The sequence below is a fragment of the Nocardia brasiliensis NBRC 14402 genome, assembly GCF_000308475.2.
Taxonomy (GTDB): Bacteria; Actinomycetota; Actinomycetes; order Mycobacteriales; family Mycobacteriaceae; genus Nocardia; species Nocardia brasiliensis.
Genome location: NZ_BAFT02000081.1, coordinates 59,298 through 85,749, shown reverse-complemented (window position 1 = coordinate 85,749; position 26,452 = coordinate 59,298). Strand labels below are relative to the sequence as shown.

The following is a 26,452-nucleotide window of genomic DNA, read 5'->3' as shown; positions in this document are numbered from 1 at the left end:
GGCGTAAGTGTCGGCACTCGCGGGGGCGAATCCGGCCGGCAGCGCACGGTGGGCACCCGCCTTCGATGCGGTCGTGACCGGGGGCGACACTGCCGCCGGAGCCGGCTGCCGAGCGGTTGATCGTGCAGATCACACCGGAACGCGTGTACGCCCCACCTGCGTGCGATCGGCAGGGGCCTGGGGTTGGGTATCGTCTGCGGATGTGGCCGGCCTGCGACGAGCGGGGATCTTCTTCGGTGCCCTGCTCGCCCTGGTGGTCGTGATCGGGGCCGCGGGGTGGCCGGTGTACGTCCATCCGCAGCTCGACCCGCTGCGGCGCGCCGATGCCATCGTGGTGCTCGGCGGCACCGCTTACGAACGTTTCGACCTCGGGCTGGAGCTGGCCGAGCGCGGTTACGCGCCCACGCTGTTGATCTCGCGCTCCACCGGCCCGGACGACCACGAGATGGACAAGTACTGCGCGGGCCGTTTCGAGTTCACCGTCAGCTGTTTCATTCCGGATCCGTGGACGACCGAGGGCGAGGCGCAGGAGATCCGGCGGCGCGCACGGCAATTCGGGTGGCGGCACATCATCGTGGTGACCTACACGCCGCATGTCTCCCGGGCCCGCTACATCGTGCAGAAATGCTTCGACGGCGAGGTGACCATGGTGGCCAGTCCGAGCGCTTCGGGGCTGCGCTTCTGGGCCTGGATGTACCTGCGGCAGTCGGCGGGGTACCTGCGGGCGTTCCTGACACCGGGTTGCTGAACCGGATCGTGCCCCGCGCGCGGCTAGTCTTCGACGCATGGCCGAAACCGCCGCCGCGGGACCGCACCCGCACGAACCCCACGCCGAAGGGCTGGCGTCCAAGCTGAACTGGTTACGTGCCGGGGTGCTCGGCGCGAACGACGGGATCGTCTCCACCGCGGGCCTGGTGGTCGGCGTCGCGGCCGCGACCACCGGCACCGGTGCGATTTTCACCGCGGGCATCGCGGGCCTGTCGGCGGGCGCGATCTCGATGGCGGTCGGCGAATACGTGTCGGTCAGCACGCAACGCGATTCCGAACGTGCCCTGCTCGCCAAGGAGCAGCGGGAACTGCGCGAGGAACCCGAGTACGAACTGGCGGAGCTGGCCGGGATCTACGAGGCTAAAGGCCTCTCCCCCGAGACGGCCCGCCAGGTCGCCGCGGAACTCACCGCGCACGACGCGTTCACCGCGCACGCCGAAGTCGAACTCGGCCTGGACCCCACCGAACTGACGAACCCCTGGCACGCGGCCCTCTCCTCGGCGGTGTCGTTCACCGTGGGCGCGCTGCTGCCGCTGCTCGCGATCCTGCTGCCGCCGGTCTCGGTGCGCATCCCGGTGACCTTCGCCGCGGTGATCGTCGCGTTGGCGCTCACCGGCTCGGTCAGCGCACGCCTGGGCGGCAGCGCACCCGGTCGCGCGGTGCTGCGCGTGGTGCTCGGCGGTGCGCTGGCGATGGCCGTCACCTACGGCATCGGCCAGCTGGCGGACGTCGCGGGCATCTGATTCCCGCTGTCGCGCCGGCTGTTTCGGCGCGAGGCGGCAGGGACGCGAGCCGTCAGTACGCGGCGAGCGTGGTGTCGAGCCAGTCGAAGATGCGCTGATTGGTGAGCGTCATCGCGCCCATGTGGCAGTGCGCGCCCGCACCCTCGGCCTCGGTGCCGACGATCAGTTCCTTCGGGCAGGCGAGCGCCTTGTAGACACGCTGCGGCTCGCCACGGAAGAACAGATCGTTCTCGGCGTCGAGCACCAGTGTGGGACATTCGATGCGGTGCGCGATCCCGGCCAGCGTGTACGGCTTGGTCTTGCGGATGTACTCGGCCGCCGACTCCGCGCCGAAGGTCCAGATGCCGTTGCGCAGCGCCCAGCGCACGGTGGTGTCGTAGGCCATCATCAGCCCGGCGACCGCGAGCGCCTCGGCGTCCTGATTCGATTCGATCCACTCGGTCAGGAACGGTGGCATCATGCGCACGTTCGACCCGTGGTAGTCGAAGAGTCCGTCATTGAGCACGAGCGCCGCGAGACGATGTTCGAACGCCGCGGCGCGCGCGACCAGGTATCCGCCCAAGCTGTAGCCGTACAACGCGATTCGATCCGGGTCGATTGCCGGGACCGTCCGCGCGAAGTCCACCACCGGCGTGATCACCGCCTCCCAGTCGTGCCGGAACGGCAGGCCCTGTTCGCGAATCACCTGCCCCTGCCCGGGGCCGTCGAAGGCGAGCACGTGGTAGCCGCGCGCCACCGCCGCGGCGGCGAGCACGAACCAGGATTCCTCCAGCGTGGAGTCGAAGCCGCTGTTGAAGATCACCGTCGGCCGCGGCTCGGCGGAATCATCGGCCAGATAGAGGTAACCGGGAAGTTCGGTGTCCTGGAACGGAATCACGACCCGCCGCACCGGCGTCTCGAACAATTCGGCTGCCTGCGCGAAGGTTTCGCGCGAGCGACGGGAAAGTTCCTGCGCCACCGCGTCACCGGCCGGGTTGTCCCGCAGGTAGAACTCGGCGGTGCGGTAGTAGTTCGAGGCCCGCAGCAGGGCCTCGCGCGCGCTCACCCGATGCCCCTTGGCCAGGCAGTCCGAGCCGATCGCGTGCACCCGCTCGGCGGTGGCCCGCCACTCGCGCAGCCAGGCCGCCTCGTCGCCGTCGTCGATCCGGCGCGCGGTCGCCAGCACCTCGCCGAGCTCGGCGCCGTCGTGGCGGGCGAAACCCGCCGAGCGCAGTGTCTCGAAGTCGAACGATTCGTCGTCGAACAGGAATTTCATGGCTCTACCTCGGCATTTGCGTCGATACGGTTGCGTTTCGTCGTGCGATTGCCACGGTACGGCGATCTACGACGAAACGCAACCGTGTCGTCGTTGCTATGCTGAGCCGATGACGGAGCCGACGACCGACCGCAAGCGCGCCCCGGCCGGCGCCGCGGTGATGCAGCCACAGGTCACCGCCGCGATCACCCAGGCGGCGTTCACCGAGCTGGCCGAGCTCGGGTACGGGAAGCTGACGATGGAGGGCGTCGCGCGGCGCGCGGGCGTCAGCAAACCGACGCTGTACCGGCGGTGGCCGACCAAAGAGCAAATGGTGCTCGCGCTCGTCGAACGGGTCGCGGTGGCCGCGGCCGATGTCCCCGACACCGGATCGCTGCGCGGCGATCTACGCGCGTTCCTCGCCACTACGGCAAGCGGATTCAGTCATCCGCTGGCGGCACGGATCATTCCCGACCTGCTCGCCGAGGGCGTTCGCACGCCCACCATCGCCGAAAGTTTGCAGTCGGTCGGCCACAGTCGCCGGGCGAAGGTCGCCGAGTTGCTGCACCGCGCCATCGATCGCGGCGAACTACCGGCGGATCTGGATCTGGAACTCGCCCTGGACCTGTGCATCGCTCCGCTCTTCTGGCGAAAGCTGGTGGGCGGCAACCCAACCGGTGACGACTACCTCGACAAGCTGGTGCACACACTGATCACCGCGTTCACCGGAGCGAGCGCCACCGACAAGAAGTCTTGATAGCGAAAGACGGCGAAGGCCGAGGGGTACGGTGCACCCCTCGGCCTTCGCCGGTGATCAGGTCAGCGCTTGAACGCGCTCCGGAATTTGTCCGCGGCCCGTTTCAGGTTGCCACGGGCCTGTTCTCGACGACCTTCGCCTTCCAGGCGCCGGTTTCCCGTGGCCCGGCCGACGATCTTCTTGACGTTGCCCCGGGCGGCCTGCACCTGGTGCGCAATCCTGTCTTCGAACTTCATGGTCGGTCCCTAGTAATACCAGCGACGACCACCGACGGGGCGGCCGACCGAACCCGCGACCATCAGCACCAGGCCGACGATGAGGATGATGATTCCTGCGGTCGTGAGCAATCCGATTCCGAGCAGCCACCCGGCGATGAGGAGGATGAGTCCGAGAATAATCATTGTCGTATTTCCTTTTCTCTATGATTATTTCGACGTCGGCGCCTGCGCGCGGGGCGCGCTGCCGGCATGTACTGCGTCACCGGACGGAGCTGTGGCAGGTCGACGAGTGAACCGGCCCCAGACCGACTCGCGAGGCGATTGCATCGCGGGTTCGGTGGACGGACGCACGAGGGGCTCCTTACGAGCCGGAGGTGTGGTGTTGCCGAGATCGCGCCGCACCGCCGCAATTTCACGACGAGACTGCTTCAGCTCGCGCCGCGCCACCATGCTCCGGCGGGAAACCCGCCAAGCACCCGTCAGTACCAGGGCTAGTCCGATCGTCCCGATAGCGCCGAGAACGATGCCGTAGCCGAACAGCAAACCGCTGGAGCCGTGGAAGTGGAAGTCGAAAACCGCGAAATCATCTGGCAGTAAATGACCTTCGCCGCTGTTCGCCACCACACCGGCGACGCCGACAGCCACCGCGGCAATCAGGACGACGAGCCCTATGATGATGATCATGACAATCCTGTTGCGTCGAGTTGTTTGACAACCCGGCTATTCCCTGGGTTGCGACAACCAAACGTAGGAAATCGAACTCGACTGCTCGACGGCGTTTGCACGCCTCGATTCGGTCTATTCGGAGGACATGACCTACACGATCACCCTGCACAACGTTACACGCGAGTCCGCTTCGGCCATCGAATCCCAGCTGCGCGGCGTCAACGGTGTCGACTCCGTCGATATCGATGTTCCGTCGGAGACCGCCCTGGTGAACTCCTCCCTCACCTACGGTGAAGTACTCGACGCGATCCGCCAGACCGGCGTCGCGGCAAGCTGATTCGATCTCGGCGCCCGCCTGTCGGTGCGGGCGCAAGTGAGATTCTTCGTTCAACGCCCACCGAGATCGAGACGCCTGGTCACCCGGTCGACCAGATCCGGCGGCATTCCGGGCTCCCGGCGCGCGGCGAGCGCCTCGCGGCGGCCCGCCTCCACGACATCGTCGCGGATAGCTCGTAACTTCTTGGCCACCTTAATGTTTCGCTCAGCTTCGGCTTTGGCATCGGCATCCGCGGCCTGCGGGTCGGCGCGCGCCATCCGCTGACGCAGGCTGTCGCGGAATCGCTCGTAATACTCGTCGGGTAGATGCTGTTCTGCGGCAATCTCTTTCAAGCGGGACAGTTGAGCTTTGACGACTCGCTCCCAGAGCTGGCGTTCGAGTTCGCGTTCCCGCTTGGTGTCGGCGTGCACCCCGGTCAGGCGGACCACCAACGGCAGGGTCGGTCCCTGGAGCAGCAGGGTGAACAGGACGACCATGAACGCGGTGAACAGTATCTCGGTCCGGCCGGGGAAGTCGGCGCCGTCGTCGGTGACGATCGGAATCGCCAGCGCCAGTGCCACGGTCGCCACCCCGCGCATACCGGCCCACCAGGTCACGATCGTCTCGCGCCAGGTGTAGGGCTCGTCGGCGTCGGTCTTGCGCCACCAGGTGCGACCGATGGCCCACGTGGTCAAGAGCCAGACCAGTCGCAGTCCGACGACGACCGCGACCACGGCGGCCGCGCCGCCGAGCAACCGCGGCCAGTCGTCACCGGTAGCCTCCAGCACCGCGCCGAGTTCCAGGCCGATGAGCCCGAAGGCGAAGCCGCTCAACAGCATTTCGGCGATGTCCCAGAACGAGTCGCCGACCATGCGATAGTCCGGGTCGCCGAACTCGGTGACCGCGTCGGTCAGATACAGGGCGCAGACCAGCACGGCGAGCACGCCGGAACCGTGCAGCTGTTCGGCGAGGCCGTAGGCCGCGAACGGCAACAGCAGGCTCAGCGCCACCCGCCACGTCGCCTCGCCGAGATAGTCGGTCAGCTTGCTGCCCGCGACGCCGAGCACCAGGCCGACGAGAACGGCGACCACCGCCGAGACAACGAATTCCGCCGCCGCCCGCGGTGCGGAGAAGTGCCCGCTGACCACCGCCTGGATCGCGACACCGTAGAGCACGATCGCGGTGACGTCGTTGAAGAGTCCTTCGCCGCCGAGCACCACCACCAGACGCCGGGGCAGGCCGAGGCTACCCGCGAGCGCGGTCGCGGCGACCGGATCGGGTGGTGCGACAAGCGCTCCCAATGCGAAGGCGGCCGCGATCGGCAGGCCCGGATACCACGCGTGGAAGACCGCGGCCACCGCCGCCGCGGTCGCGATCACCAGGCCGACCGCACGCAACGCGATCGGTCCCCAGTTCTCCGCGAACTGCCGCCACGAGGTCCGTCGCGCCGCCGCGTACAGCAGCGGCGGCAACACCAGCGGCAGGATCAGATCGGGTGGAACGTTGACCCGCGGTGCGAACGGCAACAGCGCCACCACACAGCCGAACACCGTCATCAGCACGGCCGAGGCGACGCCGATCCGGTTGGCCAGCGGCTCGGCGAGAATCGCGGCGAACAGGATGACCAATATCAACACCAGCTGGTCCATGACCGTCCAGTCTGCGGCGCGCCCAACGGGTTGACGTTCCGGCGCGCCGTACCGCCGCGATCCCGCAGCCGGCGCACCGACTCGTCCGTCGACTGCTGATCACCACCGCCGGCTCGGCTCGGGCACCCGCCGTGCCGGCACCAGCTCCCACCAGGTCACGCAGCGCCACAACCATTCCAGCGGCCCGTAGCGGAACAGTTTCAGCCAGCCCCAGCTGAACACCGCTTGGACCGCGATGATCGCGACCGCCAGACCCAGCAGCAGGGCGTACCGGTTCGACCCGGCCAGTCCGATGCGCGGCGCAATCAGCAGCACCAGCGCCGTCGCGGACACGTAGTTGGTGAGCGCCATCCGGCCGAGGGGTTCGAGCACCTCCGAAACAACTTCGCCGATCTCGGTGCGCAGCACCAGCAGCAACCCGGTCAGATACGCGAGCGCGCCGAACAAGCCCGCGACGGACGGGATGTTGCTGGCCAGCAGATCCAGATACGGGATGCGGAACTCCCACACTGCCGTGGCCACGGCAGCCGGCAAGGCAAGCGCGAACGCCACCGCGAGCTGCCCGCCGCGCTCGTCGAGCGTGTCGGCGATGCCGTAGCGAGCGGTGGCGAGGCCGAGCAGGAACAAGCCGGGCACCAGGCCGAACCCGCCGCCGAGCGCCACCGCGACACCCACCGCCACCAGTCCGAGCAGCAGCACCAGCCAATCCGGCAGGCTCGCGGCGGGCAGCAGGATCACCAGCCCGACGATCGCGTAAGGCAGCAGGGCCTCGCCGGGTTGGAATTGGTGGTGGACGAACCCGAGCACGCCGAGGGCGAGCAAGCGGCGGATCAGCACCAGCCGAGGACGATCGGTGCGCGCCGCGGCGCTCTCCAGGAACAGCGCGAAGCTCAGTCCGAACAGGAACGAGAAGATCGGAAAGAACCGTCCTTCGAACAGGATCGAGAGGACGTGCCGCAACGGCACCATCTCGCCGGGCGCCTTCACCGCGGTCATGTCGGTGAGCTGCCAGATGTTGACGACCAGGATCCCGCACAGGGCGAATCCGCGCACGGCATCGAGTTCGTGGATACGTAATCGGCCGGGGTCGTTGTGCATGCATCTCAAATTAACCACCGCGCCCGCGAGAACCGTGCATCTGCGGACGAGATGTCGCCCACATACTTCATGCACTAACTGTTTGTGCGTTAACCTTAGAAGCGAGCCCATGAGGAGGACCGATGGAGATCGAAGATCCGCTGCAGCTCGATCGGCAGGTCTGCTTCGCGCTGGCCGTGGCCAATCGCGCGGTGCTCGCCGTCTACCGGCCGCTGCTCGAACCGCTCGGGCTCACCCATCCGCAATATCTGGTGATGCTCGCGCTGTGGGGCGAGGCGCCGATGTCGGTCAAAGCGATCGCCGAGGCGATCCAGTTGGATTCACCGACCCTGTCGCCCCTGCTCAAACGGCTGGAGAGCGCCGGGCTGATCAGCCGGGAACGGGACAGCCGCGACGAACGCAACCTGGTCGTGAACCTCACCCCGGCCGGGGTCGCCCTGCGCGAGCAGGCCCTGCGGATTCCGCCCGCCGTCGTCGAGCGACTCGGCGTGACCCTGACCGACCTCGAGGAACTCCGTGACGTACTCCACCGCGTCAACGCCGCGGCCCGTCGCGCCGTGCCCGCCTAGTTCGCCCCGACCGCCTGCGAGGAGATCGCGCATGTCCCGAGAACAGCGACGGCCCAACCCGATTCAATGGCTCGGCTATGCCTTAGGGCGCCGCCTGCCCGATTCGATGATCGACTGGGTGCGCCGTGACCTCACCGGAAAGCACGCGGTCGCCCGGCATCTGGTGCGTGGGCTGATCCCGTTCACCCCGCTGTTCGCGGTTTTCCTGCTCTTCCCCGGGGAACTGTGGCTGCGCGGATCGATGGTGTTGCTCGCGCTGCTGCTGGCCCTGTTCTACACGGTGGCCTTCATGCCGATGAACCGCGCACACCGGTTGGCCAAGCACGGATTACCGGCCGATCTGGAGAACCCGGAACGGGCCCGCCGCCGCGCCGAGGAACGCGCGCGCTACGCCGCCCAGCATCCGCACTGAGCATTCACAGCTCTGCGCAGCTCAGCTCGAGACGCTGCTGCCGGCGCACGAAGATGCTCGGAAACCATTGCGCCGCATCGTGGTTCGGACTCAGCTCGAACGAGCCGGTGCGCTCCAGCAAAGTCCCGAGGGCGATCCGCGCCTCCAATCGGGCCAGCGCCGCGCCGACACAGAAGTGCATGCCCTTGCCGAACGCGAGGTGACTGCGCGGGGCGGCACGGTGCAGCCGGACCTCGTCCGGCGCGTCGAACACCGCCGGATCACGATTGGCGGCGCCCCACAGCAGCAGCACATGACTGCCCGCGGGCAACTCGGCCCCGCCCAGCGTGGTGTCGGCGACCACGTGCCGGTGATGCGCCCGGAACGGGGACTCCAGCCGCAGCGCCTCCTCCAGGAACGGCTCCAGCAGCTGCGGCTCATCCCGAACCTGCTGCTGGAGAGCACGATTCGTAGCCAGCAGCCGCGCCGCGTTGCCGATCAGACCGGCGCTGGATTCACCGCCCGCACCGACCAGTTGCACCAGGATCAGTACCGCCACCGACGAGGTCAATTCGCCTGCGGCGCAAGCGCGGACCAGATCGCCGAGGAGGTCGTCGCCCGGCTCGGACCGCGCGCGGACGAACTGCTCGTGCAGGTAGCCCGCGAGTTCGACGGAGGCGGTCACGGTCGCGCCGAGCTGATCCGGTGCCATCAGGCCGCCGAGCAGTTCGGTACTGGCATAGCCCCAGCGGACCAGTTGCGCGATGTCGTTGTCCGGCAATCCGATCAGCGCCGCGACCAGAGTCATCGGCAGGCGATCGGCCACCGCGCCGGCCCATTCGATCCGCCCGTCGCGAAACCCGCGCTCCCACAACCGTGCCATGGTGGCCGCGACGGCGGGCTCCAGGGCACGGATCCGTTTCGCCACCAACGTCGGCAGCACCAGTTTGCGGTGCTTTCGATGCGCCGGCTCGTCACCGGTGGCGAGCACGTGCACGGCGTTACCGCCGCCGTCGAGATCGAAGACCGCCGGGTTACCGTCCGGCCCACGCACCAGGGCGGCGGTCAGGTGCGAGGAGAACTCCGCGGTCCGGGCGGCGGCCTCGACCACCAGATCGGACCGGCTCACCAGCGCGAACCCGATGTCGGCGAGCCAGTGCACGGGCGGCCCCGCGCGCAGGGCGGCGTAGAGCGGGTACGGGTCGTCCAGCAGCGCTGGATCGAAGAAGTCCAGCCGATCCGTGGTGTCCGGCATCCTCGCCGCCCCTTCCTGTCGCCGACAATTGTTTCCGCACAACAGGTTTCGCGCTGCCACCGGCGAAGTCAACAGTTCCCGAAAAGTGAGACGACCCAGGTCCATCCAGGTGCGTCCGGTGTCTCGACGGCCGCGATGAGCAGCGGTTTATCGAGCAAAACAGGTGGATTCGTCGCATGGTGAGACAAAATTGTTCGACCGTATCTCGACCGAACAGGGTTTTGATGACCGGACAACCGGACTGGCTCGCCGGCGGCGAGCGTCGCGAACTCGCCGTGGCCCGCATTCATGCCGCCGCGACGACCCTGATCGCCCGCGACGGCATGCAACGGTTGACCATCGACCACGTCGCCGCCCAGGCGGGCTGTTCACGCGCGACGGTCTATCGGTATGTGGGCGGCAAATCCGCGCTGCGCGAGGCCGTGCTCGCCGCGGCCACCGCGCGCATCGCGCACACCATCGAGCAGTCGGTGGCGGCACTGACCGGCGCCGAGCGCGTCACCGAAGCAATCCTCACCGCCTTGACCGCGGTACGCGCCGACCCCGTGGCCGCGGCCTTCCTGCGCACCGCCGACCCACGCGAGGTCGACCGCTTCCTGGCAAGCAACCCGCGCCTGGCCACGGCCGCGACGACGGTCACCGGCGCGGCGGCCGCCGACCCCGCCGCCGGCCAGTGGATCGTGCGGGTGGTGCTGTCACTGTTGTTCTGGCCCGCCCACCCTGCCGCCACGGAACGTGCGCTGGTCGAACGCTTCGTCGTGCCCCTCTTCGCCCCATAGCCGCCACCTCACCCCAGCGCCCACGGCGCGATCCCCCGCACCGCCAGATATCCGTCGTCCGTGAGGTCGCCCATCGCGAGGAAGTCCAGCCAATTCCGGACGGCGCGCACGAGCGTCCAAGCCCGCGCCCGATCGGCGTCGAGGCCTGCGCCATCGATGACGGCGGCGAATCTTTCGTCCAGCGTCGACTCCGTGCGGCGGTTCCAGAGCAGCGCCAGCGTGCTGAACTCGGGATCGCCGACCAGCGGCTTCGGATCAATGACCAACCACGGTTCCCTGGTACCCGCGAGCACGTTGCCATAGTGCAGGTCCTCGTTGACGAGCAGTCGAGCAGCCCGTGGGCCCAGCTGAGTGCACGCGGCCACGGCCCCGTCGAGCAGTACACGCGAGAAAGGCCGGCCGAGGCGCTGCCAGTCACGCGGCAACTCTTCGATCCAGCGTTCGGCCTCGGTGCGCAGGTCACGGGTGAGCCCATGCGGAGCCGGAATCGTGAGGCGGCGCAGCAGACCGGACGCGATCCGCACCGCGTCCGCGATCGGTTCGCCCTCGAGGGGGCGCGCGGCATCGAGGCGCTCCAGCAACAGCACGCCGCGCTCCGGATCACTGTCCAGCAGCCGCACCGCCCCCGCACCGTTCCATGCGGCCAGTGCGGTCGGCTCGTCGCGCGTCTCCGCGGTCACCAGTGTCAGTTTCAGCACCGCGGGGCCGCCGTCGGCCGTGGTCACGGGTAGGGCCAAGCCGACGACACCGTGCATGAGCGGACCGTCGGGGGTCAGTTGCCATCGTTGGGCAAACTCTTCGGCGAGGGCGGGGGTGCTGCGCAACCAGGTTGTGGGGCGGGGTCCCTCGTAGGCGACGAGCTGCTCAGCAAACTGGCTCGGAACGACAATCACCTTTTCAGCGTCTCAGGACTGTCCATCCATTTTCGCGGGGAGCGGGCGACGGTTGGCGGGTCGGCGGTGGAGGGTTTCGGTGCCGATAATTCAGCGCAGGGCCCAGGGGGCGATGGCTTGGACCGAGGGGTAGCCGGGGTCGGTGCAGTCTTCTTCCTCGGCGAACCAGAGCCAGTTCCGGGCGCACTGCACGAGGGTCCAGGCGCGGGCGCGTTCGGGGTCGAGGCCCGCGAGGTCGACCAGGGCGGCGAAACGGTCGTCAAGGGTGGATTCGGTGCGGCGGCTCCACAACAGCGAGAGCGTGCTGAACTCCAGATCGCCCACCAGCGGCTGCGGATCGATGACGAGCCACGGTTCCCGTTGTGCGGCAAGGACATTCTCGAAGTGCAGGTCCTCGTTCACGAGCAGCCGGTCCGCGGTGGGGCCCAGCCGGCGGCACACCTCGACGGCGGCGTCCAGCAGCTTGCGCGAATACGGCGCACCGAGACGCTCCCACTCGCGGGGTAGTTCCTCGGCCCACCCCGCCGCTTCCACCCGCAGATCACGCGAAATACCTTGGGGCGCTGGGACAGCGAGCCTGCGCATGAGTTCGGCGGTGATCCGCACCGCGTCGTCGATGGGCTCGGTCTCGAGGGACCGGTCCGCGGTCAATCGTTCGAGCAGGAGCACGCCGTCGTCAGCCGCGCTGTCGAGCAGCAGGACCGCCCCGTCGCCGCCCCAGGCGGCGAGCGCGACCGGCTCGTCCCTGGTCTCCGGCGTCAGGTAGGCGAGTTTGAGCACGGCCGCGGTACCGTCGGCACGCCGGACCGGCAGGACGAGCGCGCCGTAACCGTGCATCGACGGTCCGTCGACGGTGAGCTGCCAGCGGTCGGCGTAGCGCGCGGCGAGATCGGGCAGGGCATCGAGCCAGGCGCGGGCGGGCGCGCCCTCCTGCCCGGCGAGGCGAGTGGCGAAGAATTCGGGGACGACGATCACCCGTCGAGCATCTCAGCCGTGTCGATCGATTTTCGCCCGTCAGCGCACGGCGGGTACCGGGGGCGGCGGGGGCGGAAATCCCGGCAGTGGCGGGAAAAGCGGAGCCGGTGCGGGCGGTTCGGGCGCAGGCGGCGGTTCGGGCGCCGGCGGCGGTTCGGGCGCCGGCGGCGGCTCCGGCGCGGGAGGTGGCGCAGGCACGACCGGCGGGGCGGGCACAACCGGCGGAGCGGGAACCGGTGGCGGCGCCGGATCGCCGCCTTGCTCCTGCGGGATGCAGATCCAGCGCCCGTCGGGACCCAGTCCCCACTGCGCGACGATCCCGTCGTGGGAACAGTCGTCGCCCACCCGGTGCGGGTCACGACCCTGTCCCTGCGGGACGCACATCCATTGCCCCTCGCGCAGATCCCACTGCGCGACGATGCCGCCGGCGGAGCAGTCGTCGCCGATCCGGCGCGCCGGTTGCGGCACCACCGGCGGCGGGCTCGGTGACTGCAAGGTAGCGGGCAACCGGCTCACCGTGATGGTCGGCGACGGGCTCGTCTTGGTGGACGTCCGGGCCGTCGTCGAACCCGGCTTGTGGTCTTCGGCGTCCCCGTTCGACCGCAACAGCAGACCGACCGCGACCACCAGCGCGAGCACCGCGGCGATCACGGCCGCGATGGCCAGCATGCGGGAGTTGTCGCCGCGCCCGCCTTCAGGTGTCGCCATCGAAACCGCCTTCACTGCTGGGACAGGAAATACCGGTACGAATGCACAGCTGATCCGAACGGGAGGTTACCCGAGATTTGCTGAATGAATCAGCATTACTGCTTGGGCAGCGCGCCCGCCACTCCGCCGACGTCGGCGACCTTCCAGCCGTTGTTCGGGTCGACGTTCACCGTGTAGGTGACGGTGGTCTGCGCGCCGTCGGGGGTCTGGGCGCTGGTCGAGGTGACGTTCAGGAAGACGTTGACCTTGTAGATCCCGTTGTCGGTGTTCATCACCTTGGCGGTGATCGGGGTCGAGGTCGAGGTCCACTTCAGCGGAACCAGGATGTCTTGCAGCTTCGGCGCGGTCGCGTCGAATTTGTTGGCCAGCTGCGGGGTGGTGTTGGTCTTGAGCTTGGCGACCCAGGAGTTCACGTCCTGGAAGTTGATGTTGGAGGCGCCGACCGCGTAGTCGGTGGCGACCTGTTCGGCGTGCTGGTTCGCCGCGACCGCGGCGTCGCGATCACTGAGATCACCGCGCGCGGAGAACCACAGCGAGGCGAACACCACGGTCGCGGCGCCGAGCCCCACCAGCGCAGCACCGGTCGCGATGGTGGACAGGCGGATCGAGACGGTCCGCGCGTCCCGGGCCGGCGCGGGCGCGGCCGCGCTGACCTTGTCCTCGGTTGCCGGCTTCGGTTCGGTCACAACGTCGTTCGACATCGCGGCCTCCTTTCCTACTTGATCGCGACCCGCACCTTGACGGCGCCGTCGGCGTCGACATCGGCGAGGGCCTGGGAGATCAGGGCTGAGATATCGATCCGCGGCGCGGCCGCGACGATCGCGTCGACCAGGGGACGCAGCACCGGAGCCAGCGAACTCAACTCCGGCTGCAGCTCGCGCAACGTGGCGATGGTCTTCTCCGTGAACGGAGCGACCCCGTTGCCGGTGGTGTACTGGTCGATCGGCTGGCTGTCGACCATGGTGCCCACGTGGTCGACCAGGTTGCTCACCGCCTCGGCGAATTTCAGCCACTCGGGCGCGGCGGCGCTGAAAGACGGGCCGACCCAGTCCATGTTGGTCGCCGTGCTCTGCAAGCTGTTGAGCAGCGAGACGATCTGCGGGTTGCGGCTCATGACGGCCGCGGCGAGCAGATCGCCGGATCGGGCCAGATTGGGAATCGCGCTGTCGGTGCCGACCAGCGACTGCTCCGCCGTGCTCACCAGCGAGCTGACCACCTTGGGATCGAGCTGGTTCAGGGTCCGGGTGGCCAGGCGGGCGACCTCCGGAATCGACAGCGGCGTCTGCACATTGGTGGTCTGCAGCTGCTGGCCGTCCCGGATGTACGGTCCGCCTTCGGAATTCGGACGGAACTCGACGTAGGGCTCACCGAGCGCGGAGAGATGTTCGATGGTGACCGTGCTGTCGGTGGGCACCCGGCGCTCGGCGACGAGCTTCAGCCCCACCTCGACGCCGCCGATGCTGTTGGTCACCGACTCGACGCGGCCCACCTCCATGCCGGTGAGCAGCACGGGCGATCCGACGGCGAGGCCACCGGAATTCTGCAGCACCATCGTCGCCTTCGTGTAGTCGGCCAGCGGATCGACCTGCACCACAACGAAGGTCAGGTAGCCCGCGCCGAGCACGACGATGGCGGCGATGCCGCCCAGGGAGGCAAGTGGCCCGAGTTTCATCGGACGACTCCGATCATGCGTAGCGTCTGGATGATCCGGTCCGTCTGGTCCTGGGCCGAAACCACAGTCGCACCTTCGGTTTTCACCCCGACGATGTTCACCTTCGGACCGCGCTCGACGAACGGGATGACCTTGTCGCGCAGCAGCGAAACCAGCGCTTGCAGATTCGACGGCTGACTCAGGTCCAGTGGCCGGGCCGAGGCCAGCAAGGGCAGGAACGCCTGCACGGTGCCGTCGGCATTGTTCAGCAGCGGAGCCAACCAGGTGAGCGAGGTGCCGATCGGACCGAGCTCTTTGAAGATCTTGGTCACGCCGACGATGGACGGCGCGATGCCGGTGAGCTGATCCACCGATTCCTGGGACAGCAATTCGGCGAGTTCGGGCCGGATCTGGTGCAGGACAGTCGAATTGTTGTCGATGCCGTCGAGCAGCGAATCGAGTTCATCCAGATGATTACCCAGGTCGACGGCGTCGTCGGCCATGGTCTTGCCGATCTGAGCGGTGCGGGCGGTGTCCTTGGGCAGCACATTGTTGAGCTGCTTGATGGTGTCCTGCACCTGTTGCACCGCCCCGCCCTGGGTGAACGTGGCCAGCGCGGCCATCGTGTCCTCCAGTTGCACCGGCGGTTTGGTCTGCGCCAGCCCGATGGTGCCGCCCTCGGGCAGCAGCTTGTCGAAACCGTTCGTCGGGGTGAGCAGCGCGAGGTGGATGTCGCCGAGCACCGTGTTCTGCCGCAGCTCGGCACGCGTGGCCTCGGGCAGCCGCACCGACTTCGAGATCCGGGCGTCGACCACCACATAGCCGCCGCGGCCGCCCGCCTTGGCCGAATCCACCACCGACACTCCGGAAACCGTGCCGACCTGCGCGCCGTTGGCCATGATCTTGGCCCGGGCAGGCAGATTCAGCACGTTCTCGAACTGGATCCGGATCTGGTAGGTCGGACCGGACACCTCGGCCCCCGGCACGGGCACCGACGAGGGGTCGAAAGCACAGCCCGAGGCAGGCAGCGCCACCGCGAGCACCGCGGCGACACCGGTCGCGAAATGTGCTCCACGCCTGCGGCGTTGGTGGTCACCACGCTGGAAAGAAAGAGCCCACCGGCCTGTTTCGTCGCGCCGAAGCTTCATCGCACACCCGCCGATCCGAATACCAGGGCCGCCAGGTCGAGCTTCGCCAGACCGCCGTCGGCCGTGCACTGCCCCGGCGCCAGCGCGTTCACGGCGGCGCAGACCTGATCCGCGTGCTCCTGCGGAATGGCGATCTTCGGTGGGGCGTAAGCGATTCCGGAGGTGCCCACCGCGCGGAACGCGTCGGTCAGCACCGGCATCATCGACACGACCTGGGCCAGCGAGCCGACCCGGGCCCGCAGGAACTTCACCAGCGGCACCGTGAAATCGAGCGCCTTCGTCAGCGGACCGCCGAAGGCCATGGTGAGGTCGTTCAGCACCGGGAGCAGCGCCGCCAGACCGTCCACCACTTCGGCGCCCGGCTCCAGCAGGGTCGTGCGCGCGACGACGAGCACCGGCGCCAACCGGGTGAACATGGATTCGATATCGCCCCAATGCTCTTCGACCTTCTTACCGACCGAGGAGAAGGCGTCGAAGACACCGACCAGGTGCGCGATATCGGCATCGGGCGAGGCCATGGCGCCGCTGAGCTGCTTGATGATCTCGTTGACCTGCGGGCCGGTGCCCGCGGTGGCCGCGTTCAGTTGCGCCAGACCGTTGGCCAGCGCGTCCGGCGTCTTGGCATCGGGGCCCGAGATCTCGGCGGACAGCTTCGCGACGGCGTTCAGCGTCTCGGTGACACTCTTCGGCGTCATCGTTTTGGTGATGCACTGCCCGGGATTCCAGCGCGCGGTGTCCTTTCCGCTGGACACCACGGCCAGCTGCCGCGCGGCGACGATGCTGTCGGCCAGTGTGGTGGCGCCCGCGTCGGCGTAGACCGGCTTGTCGGCCTCGACCGCGAACTCCACCCTCATCGCTTTGCCCTGCGGGACAATCGATGTCACCGTGCCGACCGGGATGCCGCGCATGGTCACCTGGTTACCGGTGTACAGGCCGACGGTGTCCGGCATGATCGCGCAGTAGCTCTCGGTCTTCTTCAGCGGATCGAAGGCGACGAAATAGGCGACCACCACGAGGAGCACCGCGACGGCCGCACCCGAGACCGACATGAACGCGCGGGAGCCGAGGATCTTGTGCAGCATCAGCAGTCCTTCCCCGGCACCGGCACGCACACCCGCGCGAGCGCGTCCGCGGGCGCGGTGATCGTCTGACCGGACTGATCGACCCGCAGGCCGTCTTCCGGGATGGCCAGCGCGGACACCTTCTGCTGCATGTCCTGCACGGAGCCGACGACCGGATCCAGCCGGTTCAACAGCTCCTCCATCCGGGGCAGCACGTCGAAGAGCTCCTGCAACTTCGGCTTCGCCGCCGCGTAGGCAGGCGCGATCGCCGCGGCCTTGCCCAGCACCTGGTTCAACAGCCGGATGGCTTCGCTCAGCTCGGCGCGCTTGGACAGCACCAGGTCCTCCAGGAGGTTGGTGGCCTGCACCAGCCGGCCCAGTGAGCTCTTGGCGCCGTCGTACATGGTCGTGTACTCGTCGGCGTTCGCGATCGCCTTGGAGATCATCACGTGCTGGCGGTTCAGGTCGTCGACGAAGCTGTTGAGGCTGTCCAGCGTGGTACGCAGGGTGTCGGGCGCCTGCGCGACCGAGGTGCCCAGCGCGGCCAGGTTGCGTCGCAGGGTATCGCCGTCGATCTTGCGCAGCGGCTCGGCCGCGTCCTGGAAGGTCTGCACCAGGCTGTACGGCAGCCGGACCCGGTCGGTCGGAATATGCTTGCTGCCCAACGGTTTCGAGCCGGACGGGAACAGCGCCACGTAGTTGCCGCCGACGATGGTCAGCATCCGCACGTCCAGCGTGGACTGGTCGCCGACGAACACCTCGGAGTCGACGGTGAACCGCATGGTCACCCGATCCGGCTGCAGCTCCAGTGATTTCACCGTGCCTACGCTGATCCCGGCGACCCGGACGTCGTCACCGACCTGCACCGACTGCGCCTCGGCGAGATCAGCCGTGTAGGTCTTCTTGCCGAACGGGACGACGTACAGCACGCCCACCGTGACGGCGAGGATCGCGACCAGCACCACCCCGATCAGGCCGAGCCGGATCTCACGCCGTGTCGTCTCCGCCGCGCCGACCACCCGGCGGGCCGGGAAAAGTCTGCTCACCCAGCGCATACCGCCACCTGCTGTCCTGCGATCAAGACGCCGAGCACCTGCGGCACGTCGGCCTGCCCTTTGGAGCACTGCGGTTTCCAGCCCGCCGCACCCGATTTCGGAATGGCCGCGTCGAAACCGGCTAGCAGGCCGGGGAGTTTGTCGAACACCTCGAGCGCCTGCTGCGGATCGGGAAAGATCTTCTGTATCAACGCGTTCACGTCGTCGGGGCTCCGCAGACCGAGCGCGTCGAACAGGTTGTTCAGCGGACCCAGCACCGACGGTGCGGACGCCGCGAAGTCGGCCAGCCCGTTCATGTTGGTTTGCAGACCGGAGATGATGTCGGCGAGGCGGGCCAGGATCGGCACCATGTAGTGCATCTTTCCGCCTGCGACATCGTGCAGGTCGGACAGATTCTGCAGCACCACGTCGATCACCTGCTGGCGATCCTTGACGTGCGCCGCGAGCTTGTCGATCGCCTCGAGCGCGGGCCCGATCCCGTTGCCGTCCCCCTCGATCAGCGCGACCATGCTCGCGCTGAACTGGTTGATCTCCTCCGGCGAGATGGTCGCCAGTACCGGTTTCAGACCGTTGAACATGCTGGTCACGTCGAACGAGGGCACCGTGTGATCGATGCCGACAGTGGCACCGCCCGCCAGGCGCTTGCCCGGTTGCGGTTGCTGCTGCAGATCGATATAGCGCTGGCCGGTGAGATTCTGGTAGCGGATGGCCAGCTTCGAGTTGTCGTAAAGGGGCGCATCGGTTTTCAGCGACAACTGGACCCTGGCCTGCGTGCCGGTGAGCGAGATGCCCTCGACCTTGCCGACCTGCACGCCGTACATGCGCACGTCGTCGCCGACCTTGAGGCCGTTGGCGTCGGTGAACAGCGCGGCGTGCGGTTCGGTGGGGCCCGAGACCGGGCGCTTGATCGCCGTGCAGACGACGATGAGCACCGCGATCATCACCACGGCGAACACGCCGAGCCGCCACGCAGCGGCACCCGCCTTCATCGGGCACCTCCCAGCAGCGGCGCCAGCACCGGCATGCCGCTCACATCGATCTCGGCGTTCAGTACCGGGCCATTCGGGGTGTCGGGCATCGCCGCACGCAGCCGCCGCAGCAGTTCGGTGAGTTCGGCGCCGGAGCGCGTCGGCTGCGGCACCATCTGCGTGAGCAGCGACAGCACCGGACCGAGCATGTCGGTGACGCCGGACAGGCCGTCGCCCGCCGCCGCGCCGAGCCCCGCGATATCCGGCAGCAGCCGATCGGTGTGCATCCGCACGCCCGCGTCGAAGGCTTCCCGATTGCTTTGCAGCCGTGGGTTGTTGCGCAGCACGTACACCATCAGTTCGTTGGCGCCCGCGAAATCGCCCGCGCCGTAGAACGCCGGACCGAGCGCGCCCGCCAGCTGCGAGGGCGGCATCCGCTGGGTGTCGGTGACGATCTGGGCCACCTGGATGATCGCCTGCGCGAGCGGGGTGAACGCCTTCATGTCCCGCGAGACCTGGTCGATCACCGTGGCCACCTGCGGGGTGAGCACCGAGTCGCCGGTCTGCGACAGGCTGCGCAGCATGCTGCCCATGGTCGCGTCGAATACCGCGTCGGTCCGTGCACCGGTCAGATCGATCACGCTGTCGTCGCGCAGGGCCGAGCCGCCCGGCCCGCGCCGCAGCCCGATCTCGCTGATGCCGAACAGGTTGGCCGGCGCGTAGTCGACCAGCAGGCTGTCGTCCAGGCCGTGCAGCTGAGAGCTGTTCAACCGCAGCGTGATCCGCTGCGTGCCGCGCACGTCCGGCGCGATCGCCTCGACCGTGCCGACCTGCACGCCGTCCAGCCGCACCGGGGTGCCCGCGAGCACCCCGTCACCGATCTGCTCGGTATGCAACGTGATCTGTAAGCCGTTGTCGGAGCGCAGCTCTCGATACAGCACGACGGTCGCGAGCACGGCGGCGAGCACCACGAAGGCGACCACGCCGAGGAACCGGGTCCTGCGCTGGTCGACCGCCACTCCGGGCATTCCGTACTTAGGCATCGGCCGCTACCCCGTGAAACTGATCGTCGCGTTGAAGCCCCACAGCATGATGGTGAGGACCATGTCGATGGCCACGATCGCCACCGACGAGGCGCGCACCGCACGCCCGGACGCGATGCCGACACCCTCGGGGCCGCCGGTGGCGAAGAAGCCGTAGTAGCTGTGGATGAGGATCACGACGGTGGCGAAGATGGCCACCTTGATCACCGCGGCGACCACGTCGAACCCGGAGACGAACTGGAAGAAGTAGTGGTCGTACACGCCCGCGGATTGGCCGTGCACCAGCGTGATCAACCCGCGGCAGGACAGGTAGGCCAGGATCAGCCCGATCAGGAAGGTCGGCACGATCGAGATCGCGCCCGCGATCACCCGGGTGGTCACCACGAAGGGCACCGAACGCAGGCCCATCGCCTCCAGCGCGTCGATCTCCTCGGAGATGCGCATGGAGCCGATCTCGGCGGTGATCCGGCAGCCGGCCTGCGCGGCGAAGCCGATGGCCGCGGCGATCGGCGCGAGCTCGCGGGTGGTCGCGTAGGCGGAGACGATGCCCGTGACCGGGCCCATGCCCAGCATGTTCAGCATGGTGAACGATTCGACCGCCACGGAAGCACCCATGACCAGGCCGAGCACGATCATCATCGGGACCGTGCCGCCGCCGACGATGACCGAGCCGCGGCCCCAGGTCATATCGGAGATGATGCGCAGCGTCTCGTCGCGATAGTGCCGCAGCGTCGCGGGGATCGAGGAGAGTACCTGCCAGACGAAGGCCAGCACGAAGCCGAGCGCCTCGAACCGGCGCAGGATCAAGCCGCGGCGGCGATAGAACCGGGAGAGTTTGCCCAGCCCCTTGGGCACATAGGTCGATGCGGACATGGCTCAGACCAGCCTGGTGGGCAGGAACATCTCGACGACCTGGGTGACGCCCAGATTGACGATCGCGATCGAGACGACCGACAGCACGACCGCGGCGTTCACCGCGTCGGCGACGCCGCGCGGTCCGCCCTTGGCCTCCAGCCCGCGCTGGCAGGCGATGACCACCACCAGGAAGCCGAACAGCGCCGCCTTGAGCAGCGACACCCACACGTCGGCGACGGTGGTGAACGAGCCGAAGGTCGCCCAGTAGCTACCCGGGGTGACATTCTGGCCGCCGACCGCGACGGCGTAACCCGCGACGATGCCGACGAAGATGATGAGGATGTTCAGCAGCGGCGCGACGAAGATCATCGCGACCAGCCGCGGAATCACCAGGCGCGGCACCGGGCTGATGCCCATGGTGTTGAGCGCGTCGATCTCCTCGCGGATCGTGCGCGCGCCCAGGTCCGCGGCGATCGCGGCGGCGCCCGCGCCGCCCAGCAGGAAGCCGGTGGCCAGCGGCGCGCCCTGTTTGATCACGCCGAGCCCGCCGGTCGCGCCGAGCAGCGAATCCGCGCCGAGGGTGTGGATGAGGTTGCCGACCTGGATCGAGACGATGACGCCGAACGGGATCGCGATCAGGATCGCCGGAATCGCGGTGACGGTCACCAGGCGCCACGCCTGCGTGATCGCCTCCCGCCATTGGAACTGACCGCGCACGATGCCGGTGACCGCGCCGGTCGCCGATTCGCGGGCGATGTCCACCGCGCGACCGAAGGTGCGCAGTGACGAGACGACCGTGTCGGAGAAGTTCTTGCGGACGACACGGACGGCAGAGGCGCTCGAGCGAGCCCGGGTCACCGGTGCCACGCGGGGCCCCGGCCGAACAGGTGTGTCTCGAGTTTCAAAATCGCACTCTCCATGATGGGCGTCACTGCCACCATGAAGCTATCGGTGACGATAGGTAACAGTAAAGCCGGTCACGGTGTGAGCATCGCCTCTAAAACGCTTGCTGTCAGCTAGCACCAGCCGCAGGTCAAAGGCTCAACTTGGAAGTAAATCCGCATTCTGAAACGAGTTATCAGCACTGATCAGCTATCGCGGTGATCCACGCCACTTAGCTCAGCTAACACTAAGCAAGATCACGACACGGTCACGAGAACCGGAAGTTCAGCGAAAAAGACAAGCCGGACGTCTGGTTTTTCGGCCGAATGGCCCGAGCCGGACAACAGGCAGCACACCCGGAGTGAAAGACCGAAACCCGGAACGGGGCGAACCGAGGCAGCGGAACCCCGGCCGTGGGTGAGTCGAGTCACATCGCTACGGGCTGGCGGCCAGGAAAACGAAGGCCGAGAACAGGGCCAGATGCACCCCGCCCTGCAGCAGCGTGGCCCGGCCGGGCACCACGGTGAGCGTGCCGACGACCACGGTCAAGCCGAGCAGCACCATCTGGGTGGCGCCCAGTCCGAGCACCAGCGGACCGTCCAGCCAGATCGTCGCCACGGCGATCACCGGAATGGTCAGGCCGATACTGGCCATGGCCGAACCGAGGGCGAGATTGAGGCTGATCTGCACCCGGTCCCGGCGGGCCGCATTGAATGCGGCGAGCGTCTCCGGCAGCAGCACCAGCAGCGCGATCACCACGCCGACCGCCGAGGGCGGCAGTCCGGCCGAGGCCACGGCCGATTCGATGGCCGGCGAGACGACCTTGGCCAGCCCGACCACGCACACCAGCGCGACGAACAGCAGTAAGAGGCTGAGCAGCGCGGCTCTGACGGTCGGTCGCGTCTCGTGCGCGTCGTCGTCGGTCACCACGCCGTCGCCCTCGACCGGGAGGAAGTCGTCGGGGTGCCGGACCGTCTGCACCATGACGAACAACCCGTACAGCGCGAGCGAGGCGACCGCGGCGAAGGCCAGCTGCGCGGCGGAGAACTCCGGTCCCGGCGTGCTGGTGGTGAAGGTCGGCAGCACGAGGCTGAGCGTGGCCAGCGTCGCCACGGTGGCCAGCGCGGCGCCGGTGCCTTCGGCATTGAACACCGCGACCCGTCTGCGCAAGGCGCCGACCAGCAGCGCGAGACCGACGATGCCGTTGCAGGTGATCATCACCGCCGCGAACACGGTGTCCCTGGCCAGCGAGGCGGCCTTGTCGCCGCCGGAGATCATCAGCGTGACGATGAGCGCGACCTCGATGACCGTCACCGCGACCGCGAGTACCAGCGATCCGAACGGTTCACCGACCCGGTGCGCGACCACCTCTGCGTGATAGACCGCCGCGAGCACCGCACCGATGAGGGCGGCGGCCACCACGATCACCGCCACACCGGACAGACTTCGCCCCCAGGTCAGTGCCAAGGCAACGGCGGCGAGCAGGGGGATGACAAAGGTCCAGCGGTCGGTCAACACACGGATCATGAGATCCATCGTTCCAGCAAACCATCCGCACACAGGTCAGAGCGGTATCGGTGGGCGTTTTGCCGGTTTTCGGGACGCCCTCCCGGCCCGTCGGAGGCCGAGAGGGTACGGGTCAGTGGTCCTGCAGGGCGTACCCGCTCGCGCCGGTCGGCCGGACCGCGATGGCCACCCGGTCCTTCGCGTCCGGCGGTACCACCGGGCCGCGGCCGTAGCGTTCGGCCAAGCGGCTGTAGAGGGCGCCCTCGGGATCGTCGTCGACATGGTCGACCACGCCGCGCACCTCGATGTAGCGGTAGGGATTGTCGGGGTCGAAGATCGAGATCGAGACGCGCGGCTCCTGGGCCAGGTTCTTGAACTTCTGCCGAAAGTTGGTGTGGGTGAACCAGATGTACTCGCCGTCCCACACGAACCACATCGGGTTCACCTGCGGCGCGCCGTCCGGCCGGGTCGTGCCCAGGCTCGCGTAGATCGGGCGCTCCAGCAGGTCGCGGGCCTTCTCCGGGATCTCGTACGTCGTCATACACCCTCCAGTCGTGTGCGGTCTGCGGGACCTGCTCAGGTCACCGGAGGGTATGACATCGGCAGACACCGATTTCTTCCGCGCCATCCCCGCATTCATCCCAGGTCTACGCATCGCGGGTCGGCAGCAGGTACTTTCAGCTCGGCCTGATGATTCGTGCCCCCATTGATGGGGGCAGATTCCCTGGCGGCGAGCCGATACCCTGGCTCCGCCTTGATCGAGACGACCAGCAGCGGGAGCTCATGTCATACCCACCCGGCCAGTACCCCGGGCAGCCTTACGACCCGAACGCTCAGCCGAAACCGGCCGAGGGCGGACAGCAGGCTCCCGACCAGCAGCGTTCGGATCCGACGATGCTGAATCCGGCGCATCACTCCGGTCCGGGATACCAGCAGGTCCCACCCGCCGATCCCACGCTGCTCAACCCGATGAGCCAGCCCGATCCCGGCTACCGCCCGGTGCCGCCGTCGGATCCGACCCTGCTGAACCCCGTCAGCCAGGCCGATCCCGCCTATCAGCAGGTGCCGCCCGCGGATCCCACCCTGCTCAACCCGATGAGCCAGCCGCAGTACGGCCAGCCCTACGGGCCGCCGGGACAGCAGTATCCGTCGGTGCCGCAGTACCAGCAGCAAGCCCCGCAATACCAACAACCGCAGTATCAGCAAGCGCCGCAACAGTTCGCGCCGCAGCAGGGCGGGTTCCCACCTGGTCCCCCGCCCGGCCAATACCCCCCGCAGTACGGGCCCGGCGGTTCCGGGTCGGGCGGCGGCGGCGGAAAGATCCTTGCCGCAATCGGTTCGGTGCTGTTCACCGTGCTCGTGATCGCCGGCATCATCGGACTGAAGGTGTGGAAGAACAACGAGAAGCAAGACCGCTACGAGCGGAGCGCGAGCGCCACCACCAGCCAGTCCGCCGCGGGTTCCATCGACTCGTCCGGGACGCCGAGCACCCGGCCCAGCGCCAAGGTGCCGCCGGCGACCACCACACCGCCGACCACCACTCCCAAGGCCACGACCACGTGGATCGCCGCGACCTACAACGAGGCGTCCAGCGAGGTGCACTGGGCCACAAGCACACTCAGCCAGGAAGCCGCGTCCGCGAAGGCGCAACTCGCCTGCGGCCCGACTTGCCAGGAGCCGGTCTGGTCGAAGGACGGCTGCGTCGCGTTCGCGTTCGGCCAGAACAACGGCTGGGGTTCGGACTGGGGCGTCACCATCGACGAAGCCCAGGACAAAGCGGTCGCCCGCGCGCAGAGCGCCTGGAACATCCAGGGCCCGTTCAAGTTCTGGTCGAAGTGCGCCAAAGACTAGCGCCGCGCTAGCTGCATATCGTCCTCGGTCGGCATACGACGGCAGCACCGGCGGGGTGCGAACGCACTATGGCGATTGGGCATGGTGTCCGATCCGGCGACCGCGGGTCGTGCACTGCGCAAAGAGCGCTTTGGGCACAGTGCCGGAAAAGATGACCCCCGGATCCGGCAATCCCACGAATTGCCGAAAATGCTGCATTCCTAATGTGATACGCGCCATAGAGTCCTGGTCCCCCGCATTACTCTCAGCACCCCAGGACATCTCATGCCCACTGCATCCCTCCGTCCGCGCGGCGTCGTCATCGCCGCGGCCACAGCAGCACTCTGCCTAGCCTTTCCCGCTTCCGCCCAGGCCGCAGGAGCGATCAACTTCGCACCTAAGGTGGATTCCCCTTCCGGCGGCCAGTTTCCGTCATGGGGGCCGGGTCCCTCGCCGATCGGCACGGTCACGGCCGACTTCAACGGCGACGGCAAAGCCGATATCGTCGCGGCCGATTTCCAAGGAACAGGCCCGATCCTGATGACCGGCAAGGGGGACGGCAAATTCAACAGCGGCACCAGGGTGGGCGATGTCGGCCTCGGATTCGGCGCGGTGGCGGCGGGCGACCTGAACGGGGACGGAAAACCCGATGTCGTCGCGCAGGCCTGGACGACCATCGCGACCTTCCTGAACAACGGCAACGGCACCTTCGCCGCCGCCGAGAAGTACACGACACTCGAAGGCGCACAACAGGAAGTGATCGTCGCCGACGCCAACGGCGACGGCAAGGCCGACGTGCTCAGCCTGGTGCCCACCGGCGTGAAGACCTGGATCGGCAAGGGCGACGGCACCCTCGACGGCGGATCGACCAGCTCGGTCCTGGGCACCCCGTCGGCCTTCACCGTCGGAAAGTTCAACTCGGACAACAAGATAGACATCGCGATCAACAACACCGTGTTGCAGCAGGTGCAGATCTTCACCGGCAACGGCGACGGCAGCTTCGCCCGCCGCGACGCGAGCACGTCCGGCCTCATCACCGAGGACGTCCGGGCCGGCGACTTCGACGGCGACGGTATCGACGACGTCATCTCGGCCGACTCGTTCTCGTTCAGCACCACGCTGCTGCTGTCGAACGGTCAGGGCGGATTCAAGAAGACCGACCGGGTCGCGCTCTCGGGACTCGGCCCGACCAGTATCGCGGTCGCCGACTTCGACAAGGACGGCAAGCTCGACGCCGCGATGTCGGCGGTGCTCAACTCGAAGATGGTGATCTTCGCCGGCACCGGCGGATCGATCAGCAAGACCGGGGAATTCGACGTCACGTCACAGCCGCAGACACCCGCGGTCGCCGACTACGACGGCGACGGCAAGCTGGACATCGTGGTGGCAGGCAGCGCGAACGCCGTGTCGTTCCTGAAGAACGTCAGCTGAGCG

At 67.9% G+C, this 26,452-nt stretch carries 30 protein-coding genes; 9 read left to right on the top strand and 21 right to left on the bottom strand.

The window, feature by feature from the left end; all coding sequences use genetic code 11:
- Positions 1-211: 211 nt before the first annotated feature.
- Together TY25_RS29720 and TY25_RS29715 are read left to right on the top strand one after the other, a co-directional pair.
- A complete protein-coding gene (locus TY25_RS29720; RefSeq protein ID WP_370466286.1) occupies positions 212-748 on the top strand; it encodes a YdcF family protein in 537 nt (178 codons plus the stop codon).
- A gap of 37 nt (positions 749-785) precedes the next feature.
- On the top strand, positions 786-1,511 hold the full coding sequence (locus tag TY25_RS29715; RefSeq protein ID WP_042261526.1) for a VIT1/CCC1 transporter family protein: 726 nt from the start codon (positions 786-788) through the stop codon (positions 1,509-1,511).
- 52 nt (positions 1,512-1,563) lie between these two features.
- Here the strand turns inward: TY25_RS29715 and TY25_RS29710 are convergent, their stop codons facing one another.
- A complete protein-coding gene (locus TY25_RS29710; protein ID WP_042261525.1) occupies positions 1,564-2,766 on the bottom strand; it encodes an alpha/beta hydrolase family protein in 1,203 nt (400 codons plus the stop codon).
- A gap of 109 nt (positions 2,767-2,875) precedes the next feature.
- Here TY25_RS29710 and TY25_RS29705 point away from each other — a divergent pair, with 109 nt between their 5' ends.
- Positions 2,876-3,502 (top strand): TetR/AcrR family transcriptional regulator, encoded by a 627-nt coding sequence (locus TY25_RS29705; RefSeq protein ID WP_042261524.1) that lies wholly within the window; start codon positions 2,876-2,878, stop codon positions 3,500-3,502.
- A 62-nt stretch (positions 3,503-3,564) separates the two neighbouring features.
- On the opposite strand, the gene TY25_RS42015 is transcribed toward TY25_RS29705, so the two are convergent.
- Genes TY25_RS42015 through TY25_RS40860 form a run of 3 tightly spaced genes read right to left on the bottom strand, consistent with a single transcriptional unit; the run spans position 3,565 to position 4,404 of the window.
- Positions 3,565-3,738 (bottom strand): CsbD family protein, encoded by a 174-nt coding sequence (locus TY25_RS42015; protein WP_081869180.1) that lies wholly within the window; start codon positions 3,736-3,738, stop codon positions 3,565-3,567.
- Between the two features lie 9 nt (positions 3,739-3,747).
- Positions 3,748-3,903 (bottom strand): DUF6131 family protein, encoded by a 156-nt coding sequence (locus TY25_RS43455; protein ID WP_014982167.1) that lies wholly within the window; start codon positions 3,901-3,903, stop codon positions 3,748-3,750.
- 24 nt (positions 3,904-3,927) lie between these two features.
- Positions 3,928-4,404, bottom strand: coding sequence for a hypothetical protein (locus tag TY25_RS40860; RefSeq protein WP_052383266.1), 477 nt, complete (start codon positions 4,402-4,404; stop codon positions 3,928-3,930).
- A 127-nt stretch (positions 4,405-4,531) separates the two neighbouring features.
- Between TY25_RS40860 and TY25_RS29695 the strand changes: the two genes are divergently transcribed.
- Positions 4,532-4,723 (top strand): cation transporter, encoded by a 192-nt coding sequence (locus tag TY25_RS29695; protein ID WP_029892241.1) that lies wholly within the window; start codon positions 4,532-4,534, stop codon positions 4,721-4,723.
- Positions 4,724-4,773: 50 nt separating this feature from the next.
- Here TY25_RS29695 and TY25_RS29690 read toward each other — a convergent pair whose 3' ends face one another.
- Together TY25_RS29690 and TY25_RS29685 are read right to left on the bottom strand one after the other, a co-directional pair.
- Complete coding sequence (locus tag TY25_RS29690; RefSeq protein ID WP_042261521.1) at positions 4,774-6,351, bottom strand: Na+/H+ antiporter; 1,578 nt, start codon at positions 6,349-6,351, stop codon at positions 4,774-4,776.
- 99 nt (positions 6,352-6,450) lie between these two features.
- A complete protein-coding gene (locus tag TY25_RS29685; RefSeq protein WP_042261519.1) occupies positions 6,451-7,449 on the bottom strand; it encodes a DUF418 domain-containing protein in 999 nt (332 codons plus the stop codon).
- Positions 7,450-7,571: 122 nt separating this feature from the next.
- On the opposite strand from TY25_RS29685, the gene TY25_RS29680 reads away from it, so the two are divergent.
- Together TY25_RS29680 and TY25_RS29675 are read left to right on the top strand one after the other, a co-directional pair.
- Entirely contained in the window at positions 7,572-8,018 is a 447-nt protein-coding gene (locus tag TY25_RS29680; protein ID WP_042261518.1) for a MarR family winged helix-turn-helix transcriptional regulator, read from the top strand.
- Positions 8,019-8,049: 31 nt separating this feature from the next.
- Positions 8,050-8,430 carry a DUF5313 family protein gene (locus TY25_RS29675; protein WP_042261516.1) on the top strand — a complete coding sequence of 127 codons (381 nt, stop codon included), beginning with the start codon at positions 8,050-8,052 and terminating at the stop codon, positions 8,428-8,430.
- Between the two features lie 4 nt (positions 8,431-8,434).
- Here the strand turns inward: TY25_RS29675 and TY25_RS29670 are convergent, their stop codons facing one another.
- On the bottom strand, positions 8,435-9,664 hold the full coding sequence (locus TY25_RS29670) for a cytochrome P450 (protein ID WP_042261514.1): 1,230 nt from the start codon (positions 9,662-9,664) through the stop codon (positions 8,435-8,437).
- Positions 9,665-9,888: 224 nt separating this feature from the next.
- Here TY25_RS29670 and TY25_RS29665 point away from each other — a divergent pair, with 224 nt between their 5' ends.
- A complete protein-coding gene (locus TY25_RS29665; RefSeq protein ID WP_042261512.1) occupies positions 9,889-10,443 on the top strand; it encodes a TetR/AcrR family transcriptional regulator in 555 nt (184 codons plus the stop codon).
- A gap of 8 nt (positions 10,444-10,451) precedes the next feature.
- Here the strand turns inward: TY25_RS29665 and TY25_RS29660 are convergent, their stop codons facing one another.
- From TY25_RS29660 to TY25_RS29595, 14 genes are all read right to left on the bottom strand, one after another.
- Positions 10,452-11,336, bottom strand: a complete 885-nt coding sequence (locus TY25_RS29660) for an aminoglycoside phosphotransferase family protein (RefSeq protein WP_042261511.1) — start codon at positions 11,334-11,336, stop codon at positions 10,452-10,454.
- Positions 11,337-11,426: 90 nt separating this feature from the next.
- Positions 11,427-12,311, bottom strand: a complete 885-nt coding sequence (locus tag TY25_RS29655) for an aminoglycoside phosphotransferase family protein (RefSeq protein WP_042261508.1) — start codon at positions 12,309-12,311, stop codon at positions 11,427-11,429.
- A gap of 39 nt (positions 12,312-12,350) precedes the next feature.
- Positions 12,351-13,019, bottom strand: a complete 669-nt coding sequence (locus TY25_RS43450) for a hypothetical protein (RefSeq protein ID WP_169744362.1) — start codon at positions 13,017-13,019, stop codon at positions 12,351-12,353.
- A gap of 95 nt (positions 13,020-13,114) precedes the next feature.
- Positions 13,115-13,720, bottom strand: coding sequence for a hypothetical protein (locus tag TY25_RS29645; RefSeq protein WP_042261505.1), 606 nt, complete (start codon positions 13,718-13,720; stop codon positions 13,115-13,117).
- A 14-nt stretch (positions 13,721-13,734) separates the two neighbouring features.
- A complete protein-coding gene (locus TY25_RS29640; RefSeq protein WP_042261503.1) occupies positions 13,735-14,691 on the bottom strand; it encodes an MlaD family protein in 957 nt (318 codons plus the stop codon).
- Positions 14,688-15,818, bottom strand: coding sequence for an MlaD family protein (locus TY25_RS29635; RefSeq protein ID WP_052383265.1), 1,131 nt, complete (start codon positions 15,816-15,818; stop codon positions 14,688-14,690). Before TY25_RS29635 ends, TY25_RS29640 begins: the two co-directional genes overlap by 4 nt.
- The gene (locus TY25_RS29630) at positions 15,815-16,900 is read right to left on the bottom strand and encodes an MlaD family protein (protein WP_042261590.1); all 1,086 of its coding nucleotides are present in this window, start codon (positions 16,898-16,900) and stop codon (positions 15,815-15,817) included. Before TY25_RS29630 ends, TY25_RS29635 begins: the two co-directional genes overlap by 4 nt.
- On the bottom strand, positions 16,900-17,934 hold the full coding sequence (locus TY25_RS29625; protein ID WP_042261499.1) for an MlaD family protein: 1,035 nt from the start codon (positions 17,932-17,934) through the stop codon (positions 16,900-16,902). The genes TY25_RS29630 and TY25_RS29625 overlap by 1 nt, the downstream gene beginning before the upstream one ends.
- On the bottom strand, positions 17,922-18,923 hold the full coding sequence (locus tag TY25_RS29620; protein WP_042261497.1) for an MlaD family protein: 1,002 nt from the start codon (positions 18,921-18,923) through the stop codon (positions 17,922-17,924). The genes TY25_RS29625 and TY25_RS29620 overlap by 13 nt, the downstream gene beginning before the upstream one ends.
- On the bottom strand, positions 18,920-19,945 hold the full coding sequence (locus TY25_RS29615) for an MlaD family protein (RefSeq protein WP_042261495.1): 1,026 nt from the start codon (positions 19,943-19,945) through the stop codon (positions 18,920-18,922). Before TY25_RS29615 ends, TY25_RS29620 begins: the two co-directional genes overlap by 4 nt.
- 6 nt (positions 19,946-19,951) lie before the next feature.
- A complete protein-coding gene (locus tag TY25_RS29610) occupies positions 19,952-20,818 on the bottom strand; it encodes an ABC transporter permease (protein ID WP_029892226.1) in 867 nt (288 codons plus the stop codon).
- Positions 20,819-20,821: 3 nt separating this feature from the next.
- Positions 20,822-21,667, bottom strand: coding sequence for an ABC transporter permease (locus TY25_RS29605; RefSeq protein WP_014982145.1), 846 nt, complete (start codon positions 21,665-21,667; stop codon positions 20,822-20,824).
- 450 nt (positions 21,668-22,117) lie between these two features.
- Positions 22,118-23,209, bottom strand: coding sequence for a calcium:cation antiporter (locus tag TY25_RS29600; protein WP_042261588.1), 1,092 nt, complete (start codon positions 23,207-23,209; stop codon positions 22,118-22,120).
- Between the two features lie 112 nt (positions 23,210-23,321).
- On the bottom strand, positions 23,322-23,729 hold the full coding sequence (locus TY25_RS29595; protein WP_014982143.1) for a PPOX class F420-dependent oxidoreductase: 408 nt from the start codon (positions 23,727-23,729) through the stop codon (positions 23,322-23,324).
- A 242-nt stretch (positions 23,730-23,971) separates the two neighbouring features.
- Here TY25_RS29595 and TY25_RS29590 point away from each other — a divergent pair, with 242 nt between their 5' ends.
- Together TY25_RS29590 and TY25_RS29585 are read left to right on the top strand one after the other, a co-directional pair.
- Entirely contained in the window at positions 23,972-25,039 is a 1,068-nt protein-coding gene (locus TY25_RS29590; RefSeq protein WP_162184237.1) for a DUF4189 domain-containing protein, read from the top strand.
- 264 nt (positions 25,040-25,303) lie between these two features.
- Entirely contained in the window at positions 25,304-26,449 is a 1,146-nt protein-coding gene (locus TY25_RS29585) for an FG-GAP repeat domain-containing protein (RefSeq protein ID WP_081869177.1), read from the top strand.
- The last annotated feature ends 3 nt before the right edge of the window (positions 26,450-26,452 follow it).

What these genes read in the sequence shown, in the direction of transcription:
- TY25_RS29715 (WP_042261526.1), top strand. Translation starts at nt 786, where the DNA reads ATGGCCGAAACCGCCGCCGCGGGACCGCACCCGCACGAACCCCACGCC.
- TY25_RS29710 (WP_042261525.1), bottom strand. Translation starts at nt 2,766, where the DNA reads ATGAAATTCCTGTTCGACGACGAATCGTTCGACTTCGAGACACTGCGC.
- TY25_RS29705 (WP_042261524.1), top strand. Translation starts at nt 2,876, where the DNA reads ATGACGGAGCCGACGACCGACCGCAAGCGCGCCCCGGCCGGCGCCGCG.
- TY25_RS42015 (WP_081869180.1), bottom strand. Translation starts at nt 3,738, where the DNA reads ATGAAGTTCGAAGACAGGATTGCGCACCAGGTGCAGGCCGCCCGGGGC.
- TY25_RS43455 (WP_014982167.1), bottom strand. Translation starts at nt 3,903, where the DNA reads ATGATTATTCTCGGACTCATCCTCCTCATCGCCGGGTGGCTGCTCGGA.
- TY25_RS40860 (WP_052383266.1), bottom strand. Translation starts at nt 4,404, where the DNA reads ATGATCATCATCATAGGGCTCGTCGTCCTGATTGCCGCGGTGGCTGTC.
- TY25_RS29695 (WP_029892241.1), top strand. Translation starts at nt 4,532, where the DNA reads ATGACCTACACGATCACCCTGCACAACGTTACACGCGAGTCCGCTTCG.
- TY25_RS29690 (WP_042261521.1), bottom strand. Translation starts at nt 6,351, where the DNA reads ATGGACCAGCTGGTGTTGATATTGGTCATCCTGTTCGCCGCGATTCTC.
- TY25_RS29685 (WP_042261519.1), bottom strand. Translation starts at nt 7,449, where the DNA reads ATGCACAACGACCCCGGCCGATTACGTATCCACGAACTCGATGCCGTG.
- TY25_RS29680 (WP_042261518.1), top strand. Translation starts at nt 7,572, where the DNA reads ATGGAGATCGAAGATCCGCTGCAGCTCGATCGGCAGGTCTGCTTCGCG.
- TY25_RS29675 (WP_042261516.1), top strand. Translation starts at nt 8,050, where the DNA reads ATGTCCCGAGAACAGCGACGGCCCAACCCGATTCAATGGCTCGGCTAT.
- TY25_RS29670 (WP_042261514.1), bottom strand. Translation starts at nt 9,664, where the DNA reads ATGCCGGACACCACGGATCGGCTGGACTTCTTCGATCCAGCGCTGCTG.
- TY25_RS29665 (WP_042261512.1), top strand. Translation starts at nt 9,889, where the DNA reads ATGACCGGACAACCGGACTGGCTCGCCGGCGGCGAGCGTCGCGAACTC.
- TY25_RS43450 (WP_169744362.1), bottom strand. Translation starts at nt 13,019, where the DNA reads ATGGCGACACCTGAAGGCGGGCGCGGCGACAACTCCCGCATGCTGGCC.
- TY25_RS29645 (WP_042261505.1), bottom strand. Translation starts at nt 13,720, where the DNA reads ATGTCGAACGACGTTGTGACCGAACCGAAGCCGGCAACCGAGGACAAG.
- TY25_RS29640 (WP_042261503.1), bottom strand. Translation starts at nt 14,691, where the DNA reads ATGAAACTCGGGCCACTTGCCTCCCTGGGCGGCATCGCCGCCATCGTC.
- TY25_RS29635 (WP_052383265.1), bottom strand. Translation starts at nt 15,818, where the DNA reads ATGAAGCTTCGGCGCGACGAAACAGGCCGGTGGGCTCTTTCTTTCCAG.
- TY25_RS29630 (WP_042261590.1), bottom strand. Translation starts at nt 16,900, where the DNA reads ATGCTGCACAAGATCCTCGGCTCCCGCGCGTTCATGTCGGTCTCGGGT.
- TY25_RS29625 (WP_042261499.1), bottom strand. Translation starts at nt 17,934, where the DNA reads ATGCGCTGGGTGAGCAGACTTTTCCCGGCCCGCCGGGTGGTCGGCGCG.
- TY25_RS29620 (WP_042261497.1), bottom strand. Translation starts at nt 18,923, where the DNA reads ATGAAGGCGGGTGCCGCTGCGTGGCGGCTCGGCGTGTTCGCCGTGGTG.
- TY25_RS29615 (WP_042261495.1), bottom strand. Translation starts at nt 19,945, where the DNA reads ATGCCTAAGTACGGAATGCCCGGAGTGGCGGTCGACCAGCGCAGGACC.
- TY25_RS29610 (WP_029892226.1), bottom strand. Translation starts at nt 20,818, where the DNA reads ATGTCCGCATCGACCTATGTGCCCAAGGGGCTGGGCAAACTCTCCCGG.
- TY25_RS29600 (WP_042261588.1), bottom strand. Translation starts at nt 23,209, where the DNA reads ATGATCCGTGTGTTGACCGACCGCTGGACCTTTGTCATCCCCCTGCTC.
- TY25_RS29595 (WP_014982143.1), bottom strand. Translation starts at nt 23,729, where the DNA reads ATGACGACGTACGAGATCCCGGAGAAGGCCCGCGACCTGCTGGAGCGC.
- TY25_RS29590 (WP_162184237.1), top strand. Translation starts at nt 23,972, where the DNA reads ATGTCATACCCACCCGGCCAGTACCCCGGGCAGCCTTACGACCCGAAC.
- TY25_RS29585 (WP_081869177.1), top strand. Translation starts at nt 25,304, where the DNA reads ATGCCCACTGCATCCCTCCGTCCGCGCGGCGTCGTCATCGCCGCGGCC.